Source organism: Levilactobacillus enshiensis, assembly GCF_007115095.1.
Lineage (GTDB): Bacteria > Bacillota > Bacilli > Lactobacillales > Lactobacillaceae > Levilactobacillus > Levilactobacillus enshiensis.
Map to the genome: position 1 here is coordinate 1 of NZ_SULH01000017.1, position 21,227 is coordinate 21,227.

23 protein-coding genes and 1 pseudogene are annotated in these 21,227 nt (G+C 37.2%); 20 read left to right on the top strand and 4 right to left on the bottom strand.

All coding sequences use genetic code 11. From position 1 onward, the window contains the following. Positions 1–1,119: ArdC family protein (locus FAY32_RS13490; protein WP_225428350.1), on the top strand; the 1,119-nt coding region annotated here is incomplete at its 5' end. 157 nt (positions 1,120–1,276) lie between these two features. Here the strand turns inward: FAY32_RS13490 and FAY32_RS15090 are convergent. Beyond that, the gene (locus FAY32_RS15090; protein ID WP_222843308.1) at positions 1,277–1,339 is read right to left on the bottom strand and encodes a putative holin-like toxin; all 63 of its coding nucleotides are present in this window, start codon (positions 1,337–1,339) and stop codon (positions 1,277–1,279) included. Between the two features lie 116 nt (positions 1,340–1,455). Beyond that, complete coding sequence (locus FAY32_RS13495) at positions 1,456–2,598, bottom strand: DNA cytosine methyltransferase (RefSeq protein ID WP_143463996.1); 1,143 nt, start codon at positions 2,596–2,598, stop codon at positions 1,456–1,458. Between the two features lie 155 nt (positions 2,599–2,753). Here FAY32_RS13495 and FAY32_RS13500 point away from each other — a divergent pair, with 155 nt between their 5' ends. The 13 genes and pseudogenes from FAY32_RS13500 to FAY32_RS13570 all read left to right on the top strand — a co-directional run. Beyond that, a complete protein-coding gene (locus FAY32_RS13500; RefSeq protein WP_143463997.1) occupies positions 2,754–3,995 on the top strand; it encodes a restriction endonuclease PLD domain-containing protein in 1,242 nt (413 codons plus the stop codon). Beyond that, positions 3,995–5,839, top strand: a complete 1,845-nt coding sequence (locus tag FAY32_RS13505; protein ID WP_143463999.1) for a Z1 domain-containing protein — start codon at positions 3,995–3,997, stop codon at positions 5,837–5,839. The genes FAY32_RS13500 and FAY32_RS13505 overlap by 1 nt, the downstream gene beginning before the upstream one ends. Before the next feature lie 111 nt (positions 5,840–5,950). Continuing rightward, positions 5,951–7,597 (top strand): AAA family ATPase, encoded by a 1,647-nt coding sequence (locus FAY32_RS13510; protein WP_143464001.1) that lies wholly within the window; start codon positions 5,951–5,953, stop codon positions 7,595–7,597. Beyond that, positions 7,594–8,706, top strand: a complete 1,113-nt coding sequence (locus FAY32_RS13515; protein WP_143464003.1) for a UvrD-helicase domain-containing protein — start codon at positions 7,594–7,596, stop codon at positions 8,704–8,706. The genes FAY32_RS13510 and FAY32_RS13515 overlap by 4 nt, the downstream gene beginning before the upstream one ends. A 152-nt stretch (positions 8,707–8,858) precedes the next feature. Then, positions 8,859–10,082: a hypothetical protein gene (locus FAY32_RS13520; RefSeq protein WP_143464004.1), complete on the top strand. Its 1,224-nt coding sequence runs from the start codon at positions 8,859–8,861 to the stop codon at positions 10,080–10,082. Positions 10,083–10,228: 146 nt separating this feature from the next. Continuing rightward, the gene (locus FAY32_RS13525; protein ID WP_125710585.1) at positions 10,229–10,870 is read left to right on the top strand and encodes an SAP domain-containing protein; all 642 of its coding nucleotides are present in this window, start codon (positions 10,229–10,231) and stop codon (positions 10,868–10,870) included. A 41-nt stretch (positions 10,871–10,911) separates the two neighbouring features. Further along, positions 10,912–11,496, top strand: a complete 585-nt coding sequence (locus tag FAY32_RS13530; protein WP_143464006.1) for a recombinase family protein — start codon at positions 10,912–10,914, stop codon at positions 11,494–11,496. Positions 11,497–11,630: 134 nt separating this feature from the next. Beyond that, positions 11,631–12,422 carry a ParA family protein gene (locus tag FAY32_RS13535; RefSeq protein ID WP_003636296.1) on the top strand — a complete coding sequence of 264 codons (792 nt, stop codon included), beginning with the start codon at positions 11,631–11,633 and terminating at the stop codon, positions 12,420–12,422. A 71-nt stretch (positions 12,423–12,493) separates the two neighbouring features. Next, positions 12,494–12,733: a hypothetical protein gene (locus tag FAY32_RS13540; RefSeq protein WP_010011603.1), complete on the top strand. Its 240-nt coding sequence runs from the start codon at positions 12,494–12,496 to the stop codon at positions 12,731–12,733. 905 nt (positions 12,734–13,638) lie between these two features. Beyond that, on the top strand, positions 13,639–14,745 hold the full coding sequence (locus tag FAY32_RS13550; RefSeq protein ID WP_143464008.1) for a replication initiator protein A: 1,107 nt from the start codon (positions 13,639–13,641) through the stop codon (positions 14,743–14,745). 405 nt (positions 14,746–15,150) lie between these two features. Continuing rightward, a complete protein-coding gene (locus tag FAY32_RS13560; RefSeq protein WP_047674908.1) occupies positions 15,151–15,432 on the top strand; it encodes a type II toxin-antitoxin system RelB/DinJ family antitoxin in 282 nt (93 codons plus the stop codon). Positions 15,433–15,478: 46 nt separating this feature from the next. After that, positions 15,479–15,664 (top strand): hypothetical protein, encoded by a 186-nt coding sequence (locus FAY32_RS13565; RefSeq protein WP_104796115.1) that lies wholly within the window; start codon positions 15,479–15,481, stop codon positions 15,662–15,664. Positions 15,665–15,689: 25 nt separating this feature from the next. Beyond that, positions 15,690–15,989, top strand: a pseudogene (locus FAY32_RS13570) (zeta toxin family protein); the annotation flags it as partial. Here FAY32_RS13570 and FAY32_RS13575 read toward each other — a convergent pair. Beyond that, the gene (locus FAY32_RS13575; protein WP_072534697.1) at positions 15,979–16,257 is read right to left on the bottom strand and encodes a hypothetical protein; all 279 of its coding nucleotides are present in this window, start codon (positions 16,255–16,257) and stop codon (positions 15,979–15,981) included. The pseudogene FAY32_RS13570 and the gene FAY32_RS13575 sit on opposite strands and share 11 nt — an antisense overlap. Positions 16,258–16,279: 22 nt before the next feature. Next, entirely contained in the window at positions 16,280–16,507 is a 228-nt protein-coding gene (locus FAY32_RS13580) for a hypothetical protein (RefSeq protein WP_003555660.1), read from the bottom strand. 251 nt (positions 16,508–16,758) lie between these two features. Between FAY32_RS13580 and mobQ the strand changes: the two genes are divergently transcribed. From mobQ to trsD, 6 genes are all read left to right on the top strand, one after another. Then, positions 16,759–18,816, top strand: a complete 2,058-nt coding sequence (mobQ, locus tag FAY32_RS13585; RefSeq protein WP_143464010.1) for a MobQ family relaxase — start codon at positions 16,759–16,761, stop codon at positions 18,814–18,816. A 106-nt stretch (positions 18,817–18,922) separates the two neighbouring features. Continuing rightward, entirely contained in the window at positions 18,923–19,216 is a 294-nt protein-coding gene (locus tag FAY32_RS13590) for a hypothetical protein (RefSeq protein ID WP_056988745.1), read from the top strand. A gap of 39 nt (positions 19,217–19,255) precedes the next feature. Continuing rightward, positions 19,256–19,870: a hypothetical protein gene (locus FAY32_RS13595; protein ID WP_143464012.1), complete on the top strand. Its 615-nt coding sequence runs from the start codon at positions 19,256–19,258 to the stop codon at positions 19,868–19,870. A 1-nt stretch (position 19,871) separates the two neighbouring features. Further along, on the top strand, positions 19,872–20,207 hold the full coding sequence (locus FAY32_RS13600) for a CagC family type IV secretion system protein (protein ID WP_143464014.1): 336 nt from the start codon (positions 19,872–19,874) through the stop codon (positions 20,205–20,207). Positions 20,208–20,227: 20 nt separating this feature from the next. Further along, the gene (locus FAY32_RS13605) at positions 20,228–20,590 is read left to right on the top strand and encodes a hypothetical protein (RefSeq protein ID WP_014216295.1); all 363 of its coding nucleotides are present in this window, start codon (positions 20,228–20,230) and stop codon (positions 20,588–20,590) included. After that, positions 20,559–21,218 carry a TrsD/TraD family conjugative transfer protein gene (trsD, locus tag FAY32_RS13610; RefSeq protein WP_003625639.1) on the top strand — a complete coding sequence of 220 codons (660 nt, stop codon included), beginning with the start codon at positions 20,559–20,561 and terminating at the stop codon, positions 21,216–21,218. Before FAY32_RS13605 ends, trsD begins: the two co-directional genes overlap by 32 nt. Positions 21,219–21,227: the final 9 nt, after the last annotated feature.

Here is a 21,227-nt window from a genome sequence, read left to right on the forward strand (position 1 = left end):
AGTAAAGTTGAAACTGAAAAATGGAAAAGGCAGCTTGTCGAAAATGCCGAAAAAGAAATTTTAAAACTAACTGATAGTGAAAAATTTAAAAGTTATCTTAATACCGTAGCAAAGTTTCACCGGTATAGCCAGCGTAATATTGACCTTATCTATTCTCAAAATCCAAATGCTGGTCAAGTTGCGGGCTTTAAAAAATGGCAGACTGATTTTAAACGATCAGTAAATAAAGGAGAAAAAGGGATCAGGATTGCGGCCCCTATTATTAAAAAACTAACTCCAGAGGATCAGAAAAGGCTTGATACGACCGAAGAAAAAGCCATAGTTGGTTATCGCTATATTCCAGTATTTGACATATCACAGACAAGCGGCGAACCAGTCCTAAGTGCTAAAGATTTTGTCAAAGAAAATTTAGCGGATCATCAGAATGTGACAAGCTTGTATAACGCATTCAAGGACTATCTAAACCAGCAAACCGACCTTAAAGTCAGTGAAGTGCCTTTAGCGACGCTAAATGGGGCTAAGGGGTATTTTCAACCCAGCACTAATGAAATCGTCATTGGTGGCGATGAGCCCGACAATGCTTTGAAACTAAAGACGTTATACCACGAATATGCGCATAGCCAGCTACACGGCTTAAAATCAGCCTTTAAAGATCGGCCACGAGCCTATCAGGAAACCCAGGCCGAAGCGGTCGCATATGTTGCCATGCAAAATATTGGCGTTGATACCAGTAACTATTCACTCGGTTATGTGGCTACCTGGGCTAAAGATACAGCTGTGATCCATAGTGCTTTAAGTGAAATCCAGCAAGTTAGCAACAAAGTGATTGAGCTTAGCGACGGGTTAACCAAACAATTAGGCTTACAAGAAGCCCAAAAAGAACCTGAGCATGATCTAAAAAAGCTATCAGCCCATGATCTTAATAAGTCCTATCAAGGCTTGCAACAACAAATTCAACAAGCAACTAGTCCACAACAGAAAGCACAATTTAAAAAACAGTTAAACGATGTGCACCAAGAAATCAGTGAGCGAACACAGAAGCAACTGAAAGCATTTGCTGAACAGAATCCGGAGATCAAACAACCCGAATCCGAACTTGATCAAAGTCTAAAACGTTAACCAGTTTTTAAAGGTCATGCTATAATGTAATAGAAAAGGGAAGCCTTGCGCTAACAAGACTTCCCATGCAAGCCGCTTCAAAGGCGGTGGCAGAAATTTAATAAACGATTTTAGCTCGTCCTGTGACCTCTACCAAAGTTACACAGGGCGGCTTTTTTTATTTGTGGTGCTTATCGATATAGCTGAGGAGCGCGATTAAAAACGTGCCAAACAGCAACATCAACTGGAATGTTTATAATTGATTCAAGAAAATCTAAAAACGATTTTTTTCAGTGATCGAATATTAACAGAATAAGCTTAGAACTGTGTCTTTAGTGCTCACTTTTGTATGCTAACCTAAAGTTTAACAAGTGTTGCCACTTCCGACCCAGATGTTTTGAACAGAACATTAGGTTGTAAACGTGGTGTTGGTGAAATGTAGTCGTATGGCTCCCCTGCAAAAGTTTTAAGCACTGCCATTAGGATATGGCGCATACCAGCAGGTGGAATCGCCATACCAATTTGTTTCCGCACAGATTCTTTACCACCAATGAAGTGATAATTATCAGGAAAGGTTTGCAGTCGTGCACGTTCACGGTTGGTTAATGCTCGGTTTTCCTTCCAGTGATACATATGGGTACCACCGCCTCCAGATCCGGTAACGGTATATGACGGCTTATTACGGTCTAGGCGCTTATAGATATTTGAAAGCCGAGCACCCTTGACGTTTAGACGCAGACTTTCAGGAATTTGGTGCGACCAAGCATTACCACCTTCTGGGATATAGGACAACATCTTAATAGTCGAAGCCTTGTGACGTGTTAATTCGTTATTAAACGCGTCTGCTGGAATCGGTGGATTAGTTAGAGCCTCGCCAGCGGTAACATAGTCATCTGGATTGGGTGTGGTCGGGGCAGGTACGTGAAATTTAATGCCTTGACTAGCCAAATCATTGCGAATACCAACAATTAATATACGATGTCGAGCCTGTGGAACACCGTATTCCTCAAACTTATAGAAGTTTGGCGTTAATGTGTAACCAACATCGGCTAATGATTTGAGAATTTGAATGAAAGCATCACCATCATTGGCAGAGGTTAGGCCACCAACGTTTTCGGCGATAAAAACCTTTGGTTGAAACTCCTTTAATGTTTTAACTCCGTAAGTATATAGTGGACCGTATGTTCCATCTAACCCCTTTTGCTTGCCGACAACGGAAAAATCATTGCAAGGGAATCCGAAAATCAACGCATCCATATCAGTCAGTAATTGGTGATTAGTAAGATCGAGTTTCCTTACATCTTCGCAGTAAACGGTAGTCGCCTTAGGGTTATTAAGGATGTTCAGTTTATAGGTATCAACAGTATCTTTATCAAATTCATTTGCCCAGGCATGTTGATACCCCCATTTTCTGCCCTTAGTATCGATAAAGTGCGAAGTTTTAGCAGCATATGCGCCACCACCAGGTCCAGCGAATAATTCAGCAGTTCTAAATATCATAGTGAACACCTCCATGAGTTCAGCATATCGAACAAGCGTTTTAGCATATGCCTATGCTAAAAATCATACGACTTTTTATTACATATTGCAAGCTCTAATAGGCGTGATTAATATGCTTTATTGTGGGAAAATGGAGAATAATAGGAGGACTAAAAATGACAATTTTATACTCTAAAGTACCACCGATGCCATTTGGGGAGAGTTTACCACTTATTTCTGATCAGTTAGTAAAAGAGGCAAGTACAGCTTCGAGAATTGACATTGCAGTAGGCTATGTTTCGGTAGATGGATTGGATAAACTAGACTCATTGGTTTCAAGGGGGAATATTAAGCAGATCTGTCTGGTTGTTGGTATGTATCTGGAAAGTGGTATTCCAGAAAGTATCTACAATCGAGTACGTTTACTACATAAAAAATGGCAAGATACAGGAAAAGGTGAAATCCGCTTTGTGAACAATATGAGCTATCATGGCAAGGTTTATCTCTTTTGGCAACCAAACCAACAAGGCAATGATGAATTAAAGTCGGCGGTATTAGGATCAGCTAATTTAAGCGTGCTAGCACCGTTGGGATCTGTTGCTCGCCAATATGAACTGGCAACCACAATCACCAATTCTAACCAACTGCATGAATTGTCTACTCATATTGAGAATTTGAAAACCAGTTGCACCGTTTCTGCCACCAATTTAAACAATTTCAAAGTAATCCACGAGCGGATCGAAGTGCTTGGCGGGATCGAAGAAGTTTTGGAAACGACCGAAAGTGAACAGGATATGTATCGTTCACTGCAGACTGATATTGAGATTAGGATTCCAATTAAAGCCCCATTAGCTACTAATCGTTTTTCTACCGCCCGGCATGATTACGCGCGATCAAATATCAATGTGGCCTATGGTAGCGGTCGATATAATAAATTGAGTGGTGGTGTTGAGCCCAGAAATTGGTACGAGGTTCAAATTACCGTAAATAAGGCGATCTCTACTCAGCCAAACTACCCTAAAAATAAGCCTTTTTGGATTGTCACGGACGATGGTTATAAATTTGAAGCGCATACCACTGCTGATAACAATAAACAACTGACGGCTTATGGTAAAACTGGTAACGATCGAGTTTTTGGGCGCTGGATCAAGGGGCGACTGGCTACAGCTGGATACGTCAAACCAGTCGACAATACAGCTACCGATACGGAACGTCTCGGCGTTGTAACGCAAGAAATGTTAAATGCTGCCCAAATGCGCGTGATGGTTCTTACTAAGACATCTACACAGGAATATGGGGTGGTATTCAATCGATTAGCCCCAACATCACGAAATAAGAAAGGTGCTTTAGACAAGAAACATTGGACACGGGAATTGCTAGACGTCTGGACAGTTCACTTTGAAGGTGAGAAAAGCTAATGGGATATCTTAACAATTATCTACAACAATTTCGTGATGAAGGTAAAGATGAGCTTGCAAACAGCATAGAAAAAACGTCTCGGCGTATAGGCCAAAAACACATCAGCCATTTCACCTATACAACACATGAAATGGGATTGCTTTTTGGCAATATTCAGAGTGGGAAGACGGGACAAACATTTGGCATTATCTGTGAAGCTGCTGATTTGGAATTTCGCTACTTCCTACTGATGACAACGGACAGCAAACTCCTACAAAAACAAACGCTTGAACGCGCACAACATGATCTGCCTGAATTTGCGATCTGTAGCGAGAATGATGAAGAAAAGTTTAGAAGCGCAAAAAATCAGCCTGTGCTAATTATTGTAAAAAAGAATACACGTGTTTTACAGGCATGGGTTGATCGATTCCGCAATTCTAAAAAACTGAAGGGAAATGCATTATTCATCGTTGATGATGAAGCTGATGCTGCTTCAGAAAATACAAAGGTTAATCAAAAAAAGGTTTCCGCGATCAATGATCGACTACGAAAAATACGTGATACAGCACAAGCATCAATTTATCTTCAGGTAACTGGTACTCCCCAAGCCCTGCTACTTCAAAGTCTTAACTCCAATTGGCGGCCAATGTTTACTGAATACTTTGAACCTGGTAATGGCTATCTCGGTGGTGATTTTTTCTTTCCAGGAACAGAGACTAACGCTATACCTAACTTCATTCATTTTGTTGATGATGAAACACCGCAAGAAAGCGCAAAACATGTTGTGCTCCGCCACTTGGTCGTATCAGCGCAAATCTTGCTAACTGGTGGTAAAGTCTCAAACTGTCTAATTCACCCTGGCATTCGGCGAGCAGCTCATGAAAAGTCGAAAAAAGAAATTGAAGATGCAATTGCCTGGTGGACTTACCACCATGCTGACGAGAAGTTCACTGATGCATTTGATCGGGAGTATGCCGCTATTACACCACAAAATACTGAGAAACAACCACACGATCAAGTATTGACACGTGTTAGACAGATTCTTGAAAAACGTGAGTTTACGATTGTCCTATTAAACGGAACATCGATTGACGATGACAAAGACTATGAATCTGGATGTAATTTTGTTATCGGGGGAACTAACCTGGGCCGGGGTGTAACCTTTGGCCAATTGAATACATTCTATTACACCAGAACCAGCAAAAGCCCAAATGCTGATACGATGTGGCAACATAATCGTATGTTTGGCTATGATCGCGATCCTGGCTTGATAACAATGTATAGTAGCCGGGCGTTGTATAAACTTTTTGCAGAAATTAATGAGACTAATAACTCAATTATCCGTCAGGCTCAAGCAGGAAAAAAGATCACAATTGCTTATCCAGATGGTTTGAATCCAACACGATCTAATGTGTTAGATAAATCCTTGCTGAATATCCTGGTTGGCGGATCAAACCACTTTCCAAGCGTACCGAAGAACGAAACGACTACTCAGATATCAGATCTAGTTCAACAATTTTCTAATGATGATCCAGCTACTGAAGTAAGCCTAAAATTTATATCGGATATTTTGAAGCATTTCAAGGCAGAAAAAGAGTTTAATCTTGATGGTTACATCAAGATGATTGATAGTGCCCGTAGTGAGAATCCGATGGCAAGCGCCCATATTCTCGTCCGGCGTAATCGTTCCGTGACACTGGGAAACCGTGCATTGCTGTCACCAAACGACTGGAAAGAAACTAATCAATTCCAAGACGAGTTCGTATTAACACTGTACCAGGTCTCTGGAGAGAAGAACAATGGTAAGTCAATATGGGTGCCGAACATTAAACTACCGATGAAAAAGAATTTCTATATTATTTGAGATACACACCGAAACATAATTTTATTTTACTTTGTCCGTTAATTCTGAAAATTTTATTAAATTAAAATTCACGATTCACTTACTATGTATTAAAACTTAGGAGTAAATAAATTGAAAATAGAACGCATTATAATCAAAAACTACAAAATTTATGAATCATTAGACTTTTCTGTTCAAAATGTAAATAATGTTTTTGTCGGTAATAATGGATCTGGAAAGACAACACTTCTGGAATCAATATATTTGGCACTTACTGGCAGACTTGATAATCAAAATATTGATAATTTATTGACGCCGGATATGTTTGCGAACAAAGTGAGAAGACATTATATTGATCAATTGAAGAAAGCAGAGCCAGCAAAACTACCAAAAATCATAATAGAAGTCTATTTTAAGGATGAGGACGATTATGCACCACTAAAAGGTTCCGAAAATTCTCAAGAAACAGATTGCCCTGGAATTAGATTTGAATGTTCATTCGATAGTCAGTTTGCAGATGAATATAAAAGCCGATTAGAAGTTAAACAAAATAATACCGATGACTTTAAAGTTTTAGATATCCCAATAGAATATTATTGTGTTAAAAGAACATATTTTAGTGGTCAACCCGTTATTCAACGGACTAACCCATTTAAAGTTTTTTTTGTTGACGGAACACGTAAGAGTTATGCAAATTATATTGGTAAATATATCTATTCCACTATTGGAAGCTTATTATCAGAAAAAGAATCATCACAGATCAGGACTGTTTACGAAAACATCAGACAGAACCTCAAACAACATAGTGTTCTCCAAAAATTCAATCAGGATAACAAAGAAAATTTGCATTTGGCAGGGAAAAACGTTGCACTTACTGTTCGTGAAAGTTTGCCGGATGATTGGTTGCAAGAAATTACAGTTAGTGTTGATCAATTTCCGTTTGATAATATTGGATTTGGCCTTCAAAAAATGATAGAACTTGAACTGGCTGTTGGTAAGTCGTCTGAGAAGCCTGGAATCTTACTATTTGAAGAGCCCGAAAACAATCTTTCATACCCCAACATGTCAAAGCTGATTAATATTCTCGAAAGAGGAAGTGAAAAGCAAAAATTCATTTCTACACACAGTAGCTTTGTTGCCAATAAACTTGGACTTGGCAATCTAGTGTTATGTGGTGATGGAATTATGAGGTCTTTAAGTGATCTCAATGAAGCTGATATTAAATATTTTAAGAGATTACCTGGTTATAATACTCTTCGAGTATTACTTTCTTCGTGTCCTGTTCTTGTAGAAGGACCGACAGACGAACTCTTATTTAATGCCGCCTATTTGAATAAACATAACAAATTGCCCATTGAGGATGGTATCGACATTATCGTTGTTGATTCATTAGCATTCAAACGATATTTAGATGTAGCCAAGCTAATAAAAAAAAGAACCGTTGTAATTACTGACAATGACGGTGATATTGAAAAGCTCCATCATAAATATGAGGGATATTTAGACAACCCCTTATTCAAATTTTGTATTGAAAAGGACCCTAACTTGCACACCCTAGAGCCTAGCATGATTCACGCAAATATGGAAAATGGTACTATAAAGAATTTGGCTCAAGTTGTATATGGAAAGGAGCAGATATCAGAAGATGTTTTAATGGATAAGCTAGAGACTTATATGACTGGACACAAGTCACTTTGGTCAATGCGTGTTCTTGAAAAAAATACTGATATTTCATATCCTGATAACATAAATCAAGCTATAAAGGAATGTCAACAATGAAGAATAGAGGAATCCTTGCATGTGCGGGGGCAGGAAAAACTTACACAATCTGTTCTGATGCACTTTCTTCTTCTGGAAGAAGTTTGCTTATTACTTATACTAACAAAGGACGTTCAAGCATAGAAAGCCAGCTTATGAAACTTAATAATGAAGTTCCGACTCAAAAAGCTGAAGTAGAAACCTGGTTTGGATTTTTATTAAGAGATGTTATTCGCCCATATCAATCAAAATACTTTTCATCTGATCCGGATTTACCAAATAAAATTAATTTTTTTCAAAATATAGATTTTACAACAACTTATGTACGAAATAATTACAAAAAGGAAACCTTTCGTTATTTTTGGTCTAAAGGTGGAATGCTAAAACATAACGAAACGGTAGTATTTGCTGAACTATTATTCAAGCTGATTGGTAATAGAATTATCAATCGACTCAAGCAACAATATTCCACGATTTATTTTGATGAAGTTCAAGACTTGACTGGAACAGACATGAACATAATTATGCACCTGATTGACTCTCCAATAAATGTAGTCATGGTTGGAGATCCAAAGCAATTTACGTATCGAACTCATGAAGAACACAGGAAAAACGAAAAAATCTCAGGAAGAAATATTGACGTTTTTTTTAAATTATTAGAGAAAGAGAACAAACTTGAAATTGGCTATACCCAAACTACAAGGAGATTTGGGAAAAAGTTAGCAGCCTTTGCAAACAGCATTGACCCAGAAGGTGAATTATTAAAGGGTTCTGATAAAGTATCTCGTAATGAGCATGAAGGAATATTTATATTACCTTGGAAAAATTTGCAAGCATACGAAGAAAAATATAGACCTACCTATTTGACGTATGATAGTAAACAAGCCAATAAACTTCCCAGCTATTGTACAAGAAAAATAAATTTTGGAGATTCAAAAGGAATCACTAGAAACGATATTGTAATTTTACCAAATTCCCCCCTTGAAAGATTTGTTTTTGAAAAACCACTCAAATCACCCACAAAGTATTATATTGCCTGTACAAGAGCACGCTATAGTATTGCCTTGATTACTAACACCCCAGATAAATATAAAAAATTTCACGCTGACTGGAATGTATGGGAACCGTAATATAGGGCCTTTATCGCATTAACTAATTTTAATCACTTTAGAAAGATAAGCAGACATCATTGACCACAGCCATACAAACATTAAACAATCCGTTTATTGGATTAGTTATATGTACGAAATTGGCCGTTAAAACAAAAAGGTGAGGGTAATAATTGGGTGATCGAGCATATTTAAAAGTTAATAACATAGAAGTTTACAGGTGGAGAGATATCTCCCCATATAAACAAGTTAAAATTCTTTTTAACAATTATTCTTTCGTCAAAAAATGGGGAACTTTTAGGCTAAACATTTCAACCGCTATTAATCGATTGAGGTTATTAATTTGTAATGAAGATAAAGCAAAATTAAAATTTGAATCACAATGGTTCCCCGTCAATAAAGATGAGTTTAATGAATTTAAAGAAATGATAATACTGGACACAGTTGATGATTCAGATTACGAATATTGGGTTCATTTTAAATATTCAAGTTATAAAAAAGTTATTTTTAATTCCTGTGTTAAAGGTGAGGAAAACCAGGAAATTAAATTTTTAATGAACAAGTTCAAGGAAACTAATGATTCACCTAATGATTCTGTCGGTTATGAATCTACAGAGGATTTTTCTTTGTTTTTATATACAATCTGTTTAGTTTGTTCACCAAAGGATAAATTGAGTTTAAATATTGAAGATCAAATAGACGCTGAATACTATCCAGAAATAAATAGTGTTGTTAACACTAACAATCAATGGTATATAGAGTATGAAGAATATCCCATAGAAAACTATCAAACTTTAGTATTAACTGAGGGAAAGTCAGACAGTGAAATATTAAGGAAAACCCTAAATAAAAACTTTAAAGATTATAGCGATTTAATTTCATTTGAAGAATTTGGTCAATTCAATCCTGCTGGCGGGGCTTCTTATCTTGAAAAATATGTTCAATTCTTAAGTAATTTAACTAAGTTTTTAATGTCTGCTGGAACCAAAGAAAAAGTGATTGCTCTTTTTGATAATGATTACGAAGGGATTAAACAAATAAAAAAGATTAAAACTTACCCCAACAACTTTGTCATTGATCATTATCCCGACAGACCATTTGCTAAGCATTACCAGGTAGAAAATAATGGTAAAACTTTACAAAAAAATATTAATGGCCGTGGCTTGTTTCTTGAATTATATATTGCCGAAAATATATGCTCTAAACAGATGCCAGAATTAATATGCAAACAAAGCAATGGAATTGAAAAATATCATTTAAAGAATAAAAAAGATAAAGATGCTCTAAAGAGAAGATACGATAAATTGCTTTCAGATGGTCCAATTCTCAAAAACAAAGTCGGTGTGAACGCCATTATTTGGTATGTTTTGGAAAAAAGCATGAACTGTAAATATTAGTAAGCAAAAACGGCCACTAGGGTATACCCTAATGGCCTTTTTTACTTCTGTGCTATACTAGGAATTACAGATGTTCATTAGAACTGTCCAAATAAACCTATCAGACAGGTCTTTTGGTGATATGCAAAAAAGGAGTGAGAATAGATATGACAGTGCGTCCTAAATTTAATAAAAGTATGACCAGTGAAACATTTTCTAGCTTTTATTGGTATAAAGGGGAATTACAAAACATTTGTAGCCAATATGGATTACCAAGATACGGTACTAAAGCGGAACTGGTTAAATATATTATTGCATTTTTAAATGGTGAGCCCGCTACAGAAATAAAGCCCCTCAGAAAACCGAGTAGAAGAGTGGCCTCACAGCTAACGGCCGATAGCATTACATTAGACACCAAGTTACTTGATTCTGGCTTTTCGCTTAACCAAGCAGCTAGAACTTTCTTTGCTAATTATTTTGGAGTTGAACACTTTACCTTTCGTAAAATAATGGGGATAAAAATGAGAGAGGTTGAAAAGAATGAGGATGTAAATGCGACTGTAGCTGACTTGGTTAAAATTTTAAGGGAACCTCAAATGATTTCCCTTGATAATGATGAAGAACAAACATACCAATGGAACAGTTTTGTGCAAGCATTCAGAAGTGATTCAATTTCAAAAAAGTACTATGAGCCAATGAAAGTAGCGGCAATTATTTGGAAAATAATCAAAGCTTCAGATCAGCCTAAAATATATACAAGAACATTACTCATTGAAAATGCCGAGTTAATAAAGGACTTTCTCAAATAAGTGAAACATCTTTAAATAAGGGCTTTTGGGGGTAGATAAAAATGGCTAAAATTGGTTATGCTCGTGTGAGTTCCAAAGAGCAACATTTAGATCGACAGCTAGCGGCCTTAAAAGGCGTTGATAAATTATTTACGGATAAATTAAGTGGAGCTAACACTAATCGGCCAGAACTGCAAAAAATGCTGGCCTATATTCGTGAGGGTGATATTGTCCTGGTCACTGAATTAGATCGCTTAGGCAGAAACAACCAGGATTTGACTAAGATCATGAACTCCATTCAAAATAAGGGTGCCACCCTAGATGTATTGAATTTACCGTCCATGACAGGAATCGCTGATCCTAACTTACGGCAACTGATGACCAATTTGATTATTGAACTCTATAAGTATCAGGCCGAAAGTGAACGTAAGCGAATCATTGAGCGCCAGCAGCAAGGGATTGCCTTAGCTAAGCAGCAGGGTAAATATCATGGGCGGAAGCCTCAATATGCCAAAGATGATCCCCGCTTGCAACATGCTTTTAAGCTTTATCAGGCAGGCATGAGTGACATAGACGTTGCTCGGAATACAGGGATCAAGAGGACAACTTTTATTCGATATCGTAAAAAACTTAATATCAAGAGATAGGACACTTAGCTAGCACATGCTAATTATTCATGAATATAAAACATATGTATCATTTGCAAATATATTTGTTATGTGTTATTATACATGTAGTGATATTTATTAAGCTTACTTAGCATGTATGAGGAGGGACACTAATGGAAATTATTACATTTTCAGCAATAAAAGGCGGCGTTGGCAAAACTACCCTAGCTTTTAATTATGGTGAGTGGTTAGCAAAAAATGGCAAGCATGTTTTATTTATTGACTTAGACCACCAAAGTAATTTAACCCAGACTTACAACATTTACGACAATCAAGACACCGTTGGCAACATTTTCTTAGATCGAGGGAAAGTCAAAATACATGAAATAAGTGCTTATATTAGTATAATTGCCGGAGATATGCACCTTGACGATATTGAGCGTACCATTGAAAATAAGACTAACAAAAACATGTTCCTCTACATGTGGTTGTCAGATAATTATGAACGTTTAAATTTAGGAAAATTTGAGTATATTATTTTAGATTGCCACCCAGATTTTTCTACTGCTACCAAAAATGCAGTCATCATCAGTAATGCTATTCTTAGTCCAATCACGCCCAGTGAACATGGGTATAATGCAAAATTTAACCTAGAAGAAAGAATTAACGAGTTACGCAAAGAAGCCATTGATTACTCTACTAGAAAATCTTATGTCACGACCAAATTATTTTTTATCGCCAACATGATTAAACACAACACAAGATCATCTCGCGAGTTATTAAAAGCCTTAAAAGGCGATCCCAGTGTATTGGCTACAGTTCCAGAAAAGGAGCTATTCAATCGTTCAACGTTGGATAAAAAATCTCTTTCAAAAATGGCTGAAGACCACAAAACATATATTGATCAACATGAATTTTTCGACAGTATGGACAAAACATTTAATGAAATCACGGAAAAATTATAAATATTTCATACACGTATTAATCACACGTATACTCAATACATGTGAATTTGAATTATAAAGGAGGACTACCTATGGCATTCGATCCAGAGAACAAAAACATAAAAAAAGCACTACAAAAAAATGAAACAGAACAGCCAACTGATACTAAAGATAAACTTGTTATTCCTGTTTTTAAAGACGAAGAGGAACGTACTAAGAACTATACCTTTTCACTTCAACCTAGCGCACGCAAAAGACTTGACGGTCTGGCTAAAGAACATAATTTTAAGTCTGCCTCCAAATTTTTAAATGAGCTTATAAAAAATATGTGATGTCACTTTAAGGGGGGGAGTCGTTATGGGAATTTCAATAAGTGTTATATTTTTGTTTGCCAGCCTTATTATCTTTTGGATAGTCCCAGCCATTGGAATTGCCAAAAATCACCTGGTAGATAACCGCTTTTTTATTCGATAGTGGTTATTTCCAATGCAGTACTGGTTACAGCTATTATTTGAAAGAATCAGCGGTAACCGTCGTATTGTCGTAAGAATTTTACAGATAATGTCTCTGTTTATCACGTATTTTTGCGGGTTACTTATGCTCATGATTTTCAGTGTTTTTGATGGAAATTTTCTTAAACACCCCGAAGCATTTTTACTTTTCGAATATTTACTGTTATCTTCTATCGCTTACTGGTTTCAACCAAAAGCTGGCAAAGTATACAAGACCAAATGAAGTTGCCGCTTGGTAAGCACTATGCTAGACTAAAACTAATTTAACAACCGAATAAAGAGATCAAGCTAAACAGAAAAATCCCCGATTCACGAGGAATCAGGGATTTTGGGTTTAGCAAGTAGCTATAAGGCAGCTACTTAGGTTCAGTCGATTTTCACCGCCAAGTTAAAATCGACTGAACATTGTTCTTAATTTGTAGGTTAATTATACCGCAAACCAGTCCCCAAGGACAAGTTAAGGATAGTTAAAAACAAATTAAAGTCAATGGACTAAGTAGCTAACCAGAGCTATTTAGTCCATTTTTTGTTGTTAGAACTTAAAAAAGTTGCCGACTGGGCAACTCACAAACAGACACATGCTGGTAAATTACAAAGCATTCATTTAGCCGTGAGGCTTTGTAATTCAGTTAGAGCATATCAGATTTGTATTGTAATGCAAGTCGAATGTTTTAGCAACTCTCTTTTGAGACAGCGTGTGTCAGTCAAGAAAGGGAGTTTTTATAATGGATCAAACAAATTTCAAGTTTTATCAAGCTGACAACGTTTATGGGGCCTTGTTCTTTCAGTTTCCCAAAGTATTGATGTATGGCGAACAATATCGGTATTTAAGTAGTGAAGCCAAATTGGCCTATATGGTACTGAAAGATCGGCTCGAGTATTCCTTACGCAATCACTGGATTGATGAGGAAGGTCACGTCTATTTTATTTTTACCAATCAAGAATTAATGGACTTGTTCAACTGTTCAAAGGGAAAATTAGCCAACGTCAAGAAAGAACTAGAAAAAGCTGGCTTACTTTATCAAAAAGCCATGCATTTTAATCCCAAAACAGGGAAAAATGAACCCAACCGACTTTACCTGGCCGAACTAGATATGCGATCAACGGACGTCTATTTACGCGGTGAATATGGCCAAAAAGAGCCGCAAACCCTTGCTACGAGCGAAAGTCTAAAAAATAGACCTTCGCGGGAGACCGTTGAAACCCTTGCTACGAGCGAAAGTCTAAAAAATAGACCTTCGCGAAAGTCCGTTGATGACACCCCGCAAACCCTTGCTACGAGCGAAAGTCTAAAAAATAGACACGATCTAGATAAAGAACTTAAAGCAAGAGATACTAATAGATACAATATAGATACTCAAAAGTTGGACTTTTCCACAGCCCATTTTTCACCAGCAGAAATTCAAAAGCAAAACCAGGATTTGGTGCACCATGCTAATGACTTCTTAACTGATGAAGACAGTGGCTCACCGGTTTTCTTAGAACCAGAAGCAGTGCAATTACTTAGCTTCTGGTGCCGTACCCCACAACAAATGCGCCGTTTCATTGGCATTATCTTAAATGCTAAGTATCGAGTTGAAAAGGATCACAAAGATATTGGTGTCATAATCCCACTTGATGATGAGGAACTGAAACCTTTAATGACTAAAGCCTTGAGACGCTACTTTAACGCCCTGAGAAGCAATGAGAAGCACATCAAGAACGTGGAAAACTACTTGTACGGCACCATACAAAACCTATTTGGCGTTTGGTGGAATAAACAAGCGGCTAAAGAATATGCAGCCAAACACCCCGAAGAACAGAACACTGACAATGAGCCTAATTGGAATTAAACGCCGTATAAGCTCATTTAAGCCGTTTTAAGTATTACATGCATAATTATATTAAAATCGCTTTAAAATCGCTTAGAAGCAAAAATAGACACCTTGAGTGGCTGAATTGGCGCTTGGTGGAATAAACAAGCGGCTAGAGAATATGCGGCCAAACACCCTAACGATGAGCGTGCTTAAAACTAAAAAGCTATATAAGGCCATTTAAGCTGTTTTAAACAGATAGAGCATAATTATATTAAACGAGTTTTAAAATGCGCTTACGGGCACTTTAGGAACGTTGTATAAGTGCCATTGCGGAAAGGACAGCAAACTTAAATTCACAACTTTTAAAGAAGCAGGCTAATTGAGATGGTACTCAAAGATTAGTATAATGTGAGTAGTAATAAAGGGGGGGGCGAGAAAATCATGGCAGTTAAGGAAAAGAAACGCGTACAAGTCCAGATTGACAAAGAATTGGCAGATAATACTGAAGCCGTTTTAAGCCAGTTAGGTCTAAACCCAACTACCGCGATCAATATGTTTTATAAGCGGATTGTTGCTAATGGTGCCTTACCTTTTAATGTGTCTTTAAGCGAAGAAGAGAGAGCTAATTTACGCCTTTTAAAGGCTACCAAAGAGACACCAGTAACAGAGTTCAAAGACGCTAAAGAAGTCGCTGATTGGCTCAATGATCCAGATGAGGACTAATGGCTTATCAGATTAAATAAATTAATAACTTGGAAGTGTGATGAACATGAAAGATACAATCACAATTAATGACTTTTTTGAAATTGCCAAAGAAACTGATTTAAAAGATTTACTTGATAAGTCATTACATGAGCTAGATCCAGAAAAGCGCAAAGTATATGACGCTTTATATACCTACTTTTTAGATAAAAGGCAAGATGAGGTTATTAAGCGAAAGGACTTTGTCCGTTGATAGATAAACCCCAATATATAATTGTTACGGTGTTCCAGTAGAAACGATCAAGAAACGTTATCAGCAATCCAAACATAATTTGCCATTAGTGGCCTTTAAATCTTATAAGGTCATGATCTATGATAATAGCGAAAAGTTTACCTCTGTTTATGCAAGAGAGAAGGGACAAGTTTTTAAGAACGATTTGAGGCATTCTCCTTGGATAAACCAAAATATTACTTATCCAGAAAAGGTGCAAAAGCAGTTACAAAATTTTGCAGATCAAAACCCAGAAGTAAAGCCAAAAAACAATCCTGAAAATAAAAACGATCGGCCTAGTTATTAGGTTGATCGTTTTTTAATTTATCCGGTTTATGGGCGTTAACATAGTCAGCAAATATTTTTAAAAGTTCTTCGGTTTGTTCGACCGAGAGGTTATTAGCTTGGAAGTACTTTTCTAATAAAGCCCCTTTTTGAATTAATCGGCGAGAACGGGCTTTGCGGGCTTGCCGATTTTCATAGTATTTAGATTGCCGTAATTTAAAATCTTCCTGCTCAATTTTTTGTTTTAAACGCGCTTGTTGCTCGACTAGTTTTTCATATTGATTAGACATGGAATTTCCCCATCTCGTATGGCTAATGATCTACGGACTTTACCTTTAAAAATTCAGAAAATTGCTTGGCTAAAAGCTTAATCTGATCGTTAGACAAATTAGCATAATCTAAATTGGCTTGACTGATGATTTGTTTACCTAGCCGTTGTTCAATCTTATTTTTTTCGTCCTTAATTTTTTGATTAAGGGCTTTTAATTTAGCTTCTTGTTTTTCTAAGTTACTTTGAGACATAACGATCCCTCCAATCATATTAGAAATTATCATCGACACTATATCATAAGGGAAACGTTAAGTCAAAGTATAAAAGTTGAAATAGCGAAGCGGAAGGCATACACTAACTTAAAGTTAAGAGAATCAGAAGACCGAGTGAAACGAGGTCAATGCGCACTTACACTCCAAATAAATTGGAGTTGTGCTAAAACACTTAAACCTGTATCAGAAGTCGCCTATGGCGACAACAAAAGCCAAAAACAAAACCCTAAAAGAAAGGAGACAACAGCATGGCAATTTTCCATATGAGTTTTCAAAATATAAGCGCAGGAAAAATGCGTAGTGCTGTTGCTAGTGCGAGTTATAGAAGTGGTGAAAAGTTATTCGATCAAAAAGAAGGTCGAAGCTATTTTTATGCTCGGGCAGTCATGCCAGAAAGCTTTATTTTGACACCAAAGAATGCGCCAGAATGGGCGAGTGATAGAGAGAAATTATGGAATGAAGTCGAAAGAAAAGATCGGCGAGCAAATTCACGCTATGCAAAAGAGTTTAACGTGGCTTTACCAGTTGAATTAAGTGAAGATGAACAGAAAGAATTATTGACAAAATATGTACAAGAAAATTTTGTTGATGATGGTATGGTAGCCGATGTGGCAATTCATCGCGATCACCCAGATAATCCACACGCTCATGTGATGTTAACTAACCGTCCATTTAACCCAGATGGAACGTGGGGAATTAAAAGTAGAAAAGAATATATATTAGATGAAAAAGGGAATAAAACATATACAAAAAGTGGGTATGCAAGAAATAGAAAAATATGGCTAACTGATTGGGATAAAAAAGAAAAAATAACTGAATGGCGTCACAATTGGGCTACCGCTGTTAATCAAGTTTTAGAAGCTAAAAATTTACCAGACCGTATTAGTGAAAAATCATATGAAGAACAAGGAATTGATGAAGTGGCAACACAACACGAGGGTATCAATTCACAGAAAGAAAAACGCCAAGAATTTAATCAAAATGTTAAGCAACAACGACAAGCAAAAGCAGAAGCAAAAAATGCTAATGAAAAAATCCATAATGAACGCCGTATGCAAACCTTACAGCGCCATTATTCATTTGATGAAAAACGACTGGTTACACAGTTAAGTAATCGACTAAAAACATTTGTTAGCTTAGAGAACCTAGATGAGAAACAACGTATGCTGTTTAATTGGAAAAATAGTGCCATGATTAAGCAAGCAGTAGGGGAAGATGTGACTAAACAATTAGTTACAATTACACAACAAGAAAAGTCACTATCAGAAGCCAATCAATTATTGGATAAAGTCGTTAATCGAACCGTTTCAAAACTTTATCCTGACGTTGATTTTGAGCAAATAACAATGGCAGAAAAACGGGAGTTAGTTAAGGAGACGGACAGCGAACAAAGGGTATTTACAGGAGATGAACTAAAAGACCGTTTAGCCATGATAAGAACAAACATTATCAACCAACAGGTTCTGACGTTTACAAAGCGCCCATTTGCTAGTTGGTTAATGCTTGAAAAACAAGAACAGCGAGCTAAGGAAACTATTAGTGATATTTTGGCTAATAAAGGTTACCAACTAGCAGATATTAAGCGTACAAAGGGTACTCTGTTAAGTGACTTTGATGAGAAACAACAAGCTGTTTTAAAGAAGAATATCAAAGAACTTTCAGCAATAAATGAGACTAAACAAGTGGTTGATACGCAATATAACAACGTATTAAGTAAGACTTTCCCTGATATGAGCCTTGATCAAGTCAAAATGACTGAAAAAGAACGCCTATATACAGCAGTTGTTTATTATAATCCTGAACTTAAATCACTAGAAAAGCGTGATTTAGATCAGTTGAGAAATAATCCGCCTGTTCAATTCACGACCCAGGAACATGCCCAGGGACTTGCTTATCTAAGCGGACAGGTTAAATCTGATGAGATTCAAAACGCTAATTTGTTACGTGTATTGAAGAATAGGGGGACACAACAGTTATTCATTGGGGAAGCAGGACAAGATAAAAAGATTTCTGCTAAGCAACTTGAGCAGGCTAAGCAGGCAGTAAAGCAACATAATCAAAAGAATGATGATTTCCGAAAAGAGAATATGCCTGATTATCGAGCCGTTAATTATAACGAAAATACCCCAGCAAACTATATGAACAAATTATTGTCAGATACCTTAATGAGCTTACTTTACGAGAATGGACAAGACCACGAACTTAACAGACAAAAGAAAGCACAAAAAGAATTAGAATACGAACTGGATAAAAAGAAGCGTCAACATCAGAAGCACAGTCGCCACAGAGGTACAATCCATAGATAGGCTAGGTGTAAGATAGATGTAATGAAAAAGAAAAAATAAATGGTTACAACGTAACCATTTTTGTGATATAATGTATTCATACAAATAAAGAAAGGAGGGATAGCATTTGAAAAATAGCAACGAGTGGCACACATTAGCGGAGGCTAGCCGAATTTTAGGAAAAAATGACCGCTATGTGAGTAATTGGATAAAGCGTCATGATGATTTCCCCAAGCCAATGCTAATGGATATTTCAGGTAAGAAAATCATTCATGATAAAGGTATTCAATGGATTTCTGAACACACAAAAAAAGAGGGCGTCCTCAAAAGCAAGGTTAGTGCTATTGAGGATAAATTCCTAAAAATGACAGTTTTAGGAAAACACCCTAACATACCATTTTACATGTGTATGAGTGGATAGGCTAGATATACTTAATAACCATTTAAAGGGGGTGGCGCAATGAAGATAGAGAACTGGCAAGATGTGGACGAACATTTGGTAGTTGATAATGACAAGGCAATTATTGTTAAGGATTCAAAACTACTGGATAATCCCGAAGCGTTAAAAACCGAAATGCAAAGAAGCGGTAAGCCAGTCAGAGAAGTTAGAAGTAAGTTAGTTCAGAAGTCAGTCAAAAGTAGGGTCAAAACCGATCCAATAAAAATCAGTGGTTGGTTTGACCGTAAACATGAGAGTGACAATGCTCAAAAAGCCGAAAAGCTGGTAAGTAATAAGCCAACTCATCAATATAAGCAAATCAAAAATGAAATGACCTTTTTTGGTGAGAGCTTCTTGGAAGGCTTCTTAGGCTTCTATGGCTTAGAAGTTGATAACGCCTTAGGACGTTACGAACATAATTTGCATGTCTTAGAGACACAAGAGTTAGGAAGTTCTGAAAAAGAATATTACTTAGCTCAAGTTAAGTCAGGCGAGCTAAAACAGGTAACCAAAAGCTTACCAAATCGGGAAATTGCTGAAGAAGAACTAAACAAATTCTATCAGCGTGAACCAGAAGAAACGCAAGCAGAACAAATTCAATTACGAACATCAGAAGACGATAGGAAGGAGGAATAACATGAAGTTCAGCAAAGTAAAAGCGTTAGCAACTACTGGAGCCACCACAATTTACTTGGGATTGATGAACGCTCAGGTCGTCTTTGCCGCAGACGGTGGCGAAGTTAAAAGTAAGCTAACCAGCGCTGGTAAGACGATTCAAGGTATTTTAACCGGGTTAGTCGTTTTAGTCGGGATTTGTGTCGCACTATTTATTATTATCAAAAGAATGCCTGACGCAGACGACCCGCGGGAAAAATCCGAAGTTTACCACGCGGTTGGTCGAGTAGCTGGCTTAGTTGCCTTGGCGGCGGCCATTATCTGGATCTTACCTTGGGTTTACAGTCTATTTACCTAATTTAAAAAGGAGCCTGCCAAATGAAGAAAGGAAAAGAATTTATCTTCCCAGAAAACGTGGATAAAGATTACGGGATCTGGAAAGACTACACCTTGAAGGATTTTGGCTATGCGGCGCTGGCAGGACTAGTGGGCTTAATTTTTATTGCGATCCCACCCTATGGTTTGATCTTAGTCCTGATAAAAATAGTGATTGTTGTCTTAGCCATGACGATTGTCATGGCTATTTTAACAATTCGGCCAGTTGCGGCGCGGAAGAATATTAAAGTGCGGGATAACTTTAAGCTTAAACGCCGCTATGCCAATGGTCAGAAACTGTTTTATTTAAAACCGAAGAAGCGAGGTGAACTAAATGCGTTTGAAGAAGAACAAAACCGCCAATAAATCAGCCAGGCTAGATTGGGATTACCAACCGCCCAAAATCAATGGTGGCAAAGAAACCATTGATGACATGAGCTTGGTGGTGGGTATGTATGGTAATTACGAAGTTACCAAAACGGGTAATCTCGTTGGCATTTTGGAAGTTAGTGGGATCAACCTTGATCTACTTAATGAAACCGAACAGCAAGACGTCTTTGAGGACTATGGCGCCTTTCTCATGAGTACGTTAGGCGAAGGGGTTGATGACACCTTACAGTTCTTAGAGCCGACAATTCCCGTCAATATGACAGCTTATCTCAATGGTCTCAAACGGCGGTATCTCGCTTTACAAAAAGATCACCCCGAGCAACAGTTCAAAATCCAGCTCATAGCCAGTTATTTGGATCACTTTACTAAAGTCCAAGAATCCAAAAACATGACAACTAAGCAACATCTGCTAATCGTTAAGGTGCCAATTAAAGACAAAAGTGTTAAGAGCTTAAACCTAGCGGTCACTCATTTAGACGAAAAGATCGAACAGGTTAAACGAGACATTGAAAATGCGTTAACGGATTTTGATGTGACGGCCAAAGTGTTGACTAGTCAAGAAGTCCAGGAGATCTTAAAGAACTTAATCAATTTCAATGGATAGGGGGAAACA

Bases quoted from the DNA above. Each gene is read 5' to 3' on its own strand.
- FAY32_RS13575 (WP_072534697.1), bottom strand. From the start codon at position 16,257: ATGTCTAATCAATATGAAAAACTAGTCGAGCAACAAGCGCGTTTAAAA.
- FAY32_RS13505 (WP_143463999.1), top strand. From the start codon at position 3,995: ATGGGATATCTTAACAATTATCTACAACAATTTCGTGATGAAGGTAAA.
- FAY32_RS13550 (WP_143464008.1), top strand. From the start codon at position 13,639: ATGGATCAAACAAATTTCAAGTTTTATCAAGCTGACAACGTTTATGGG.
- mobQ (WP_143464010.1), top strand. From the start codon at position 16,759: ATGGCAATTTTCCATATGAGTTTTCAAAATATAAGCGCAGGAAAAATG.
- FAY32_RS13580 (WP_003555660.1), bottom strand. From the start codon at position 16,507: ATGATTGGAGGGATCGTTATGTCTCAAAGTAACTTAGAAAAACAAGAA.
- FAY32_RS13515 (WP_143464003.1), top strand. From the start codon at position 7,594: ATGAAGAATAGAGGAATCCTTGCATGTGCGGGGGCAGGAAAAACTTAC.
- FAY32_RS13500 (WP_143463997.1), top strand. From the start codon at position 2,754: ATGACAATTTTATACTCTAAAGTACCACCGATGCCATTTGGGGAGAGT.
- trsD (WP_003625639.1), top strand. From the start codon at position 20,559: ATGCGTTTGAAGAAGAACAAAACCGCCAATAAATCAGCCAGGCTAGAT.
- FAY32_RS13525 (WP_125710585.1), top strand. From the start codon at position 10,229: ATGACAGTGCGTCCTAAATTTAATAAAAGTATGACCAGTGAAACATTT.
- FAY32_RS13605 (WP_014216295.1), top strand. From the start codon at position 20,228: ATGAAGAAAGGAAAAGAATTTATCTTCCCAGAAAACGTGGATAAAGAT.
- FAY32_RS13600 (WP_143464014.1), top strand. From the start codon at position 19,872: ATGAAGTTCAGCAAAGTAAAAGCGTTAGCAACTACTGGAGCCACCACA.
- FAY32_RS13535 (WP_003636296.1), top strand. From the start codon at position 11,631: ATGGAAATTATTACATTTTCAGCAATAAAAGGCGGCGTTGGCAAAACT.
- FAY32_RS13530 (WP_143464006.1), top strand. From the start codon at position 10,912: ATGGCTAAAATTGGTTATGCTCGTGTGAGTTCCAAAGAGCAACATTTA.
- FAY32_RS13560 (WP_047674908.1), top strand. From the start codon at position 15,151: ATGGCAGTTAAGGAAAAGAAACGCGTACAAGTCCAGATTGACAAAGAA.
- FAY32_RS13595 (WP_143464012.1), top strand. From the start codon at position 19,256: ATGAAGATAGAGAACTGGCAAGATGTGGACGAACATTTGGTAGTTGAT.
- FAY32_RS13540 (WP_010011603.1), top strand. From the start codon at position 12,494: ATGGCATTCGATCCAGAGAACAAAAACATAAAAAAAGCACTACAAAAA.
- FAY32_RS13565 (WP_104796115.1), top strand. From the start codon at position 15,479: ATGAAAGATACAATCACAATTAATGACTTTTTTGAAATTGCCAAAGAA.
- FAY32_RS13495 (WP_143463996.1), bottom strand. From the start codon at position 2,598: ATGATATTTAGAACTGCTGAATTATTCGCTGGACCTGGTGGTGGCGCA.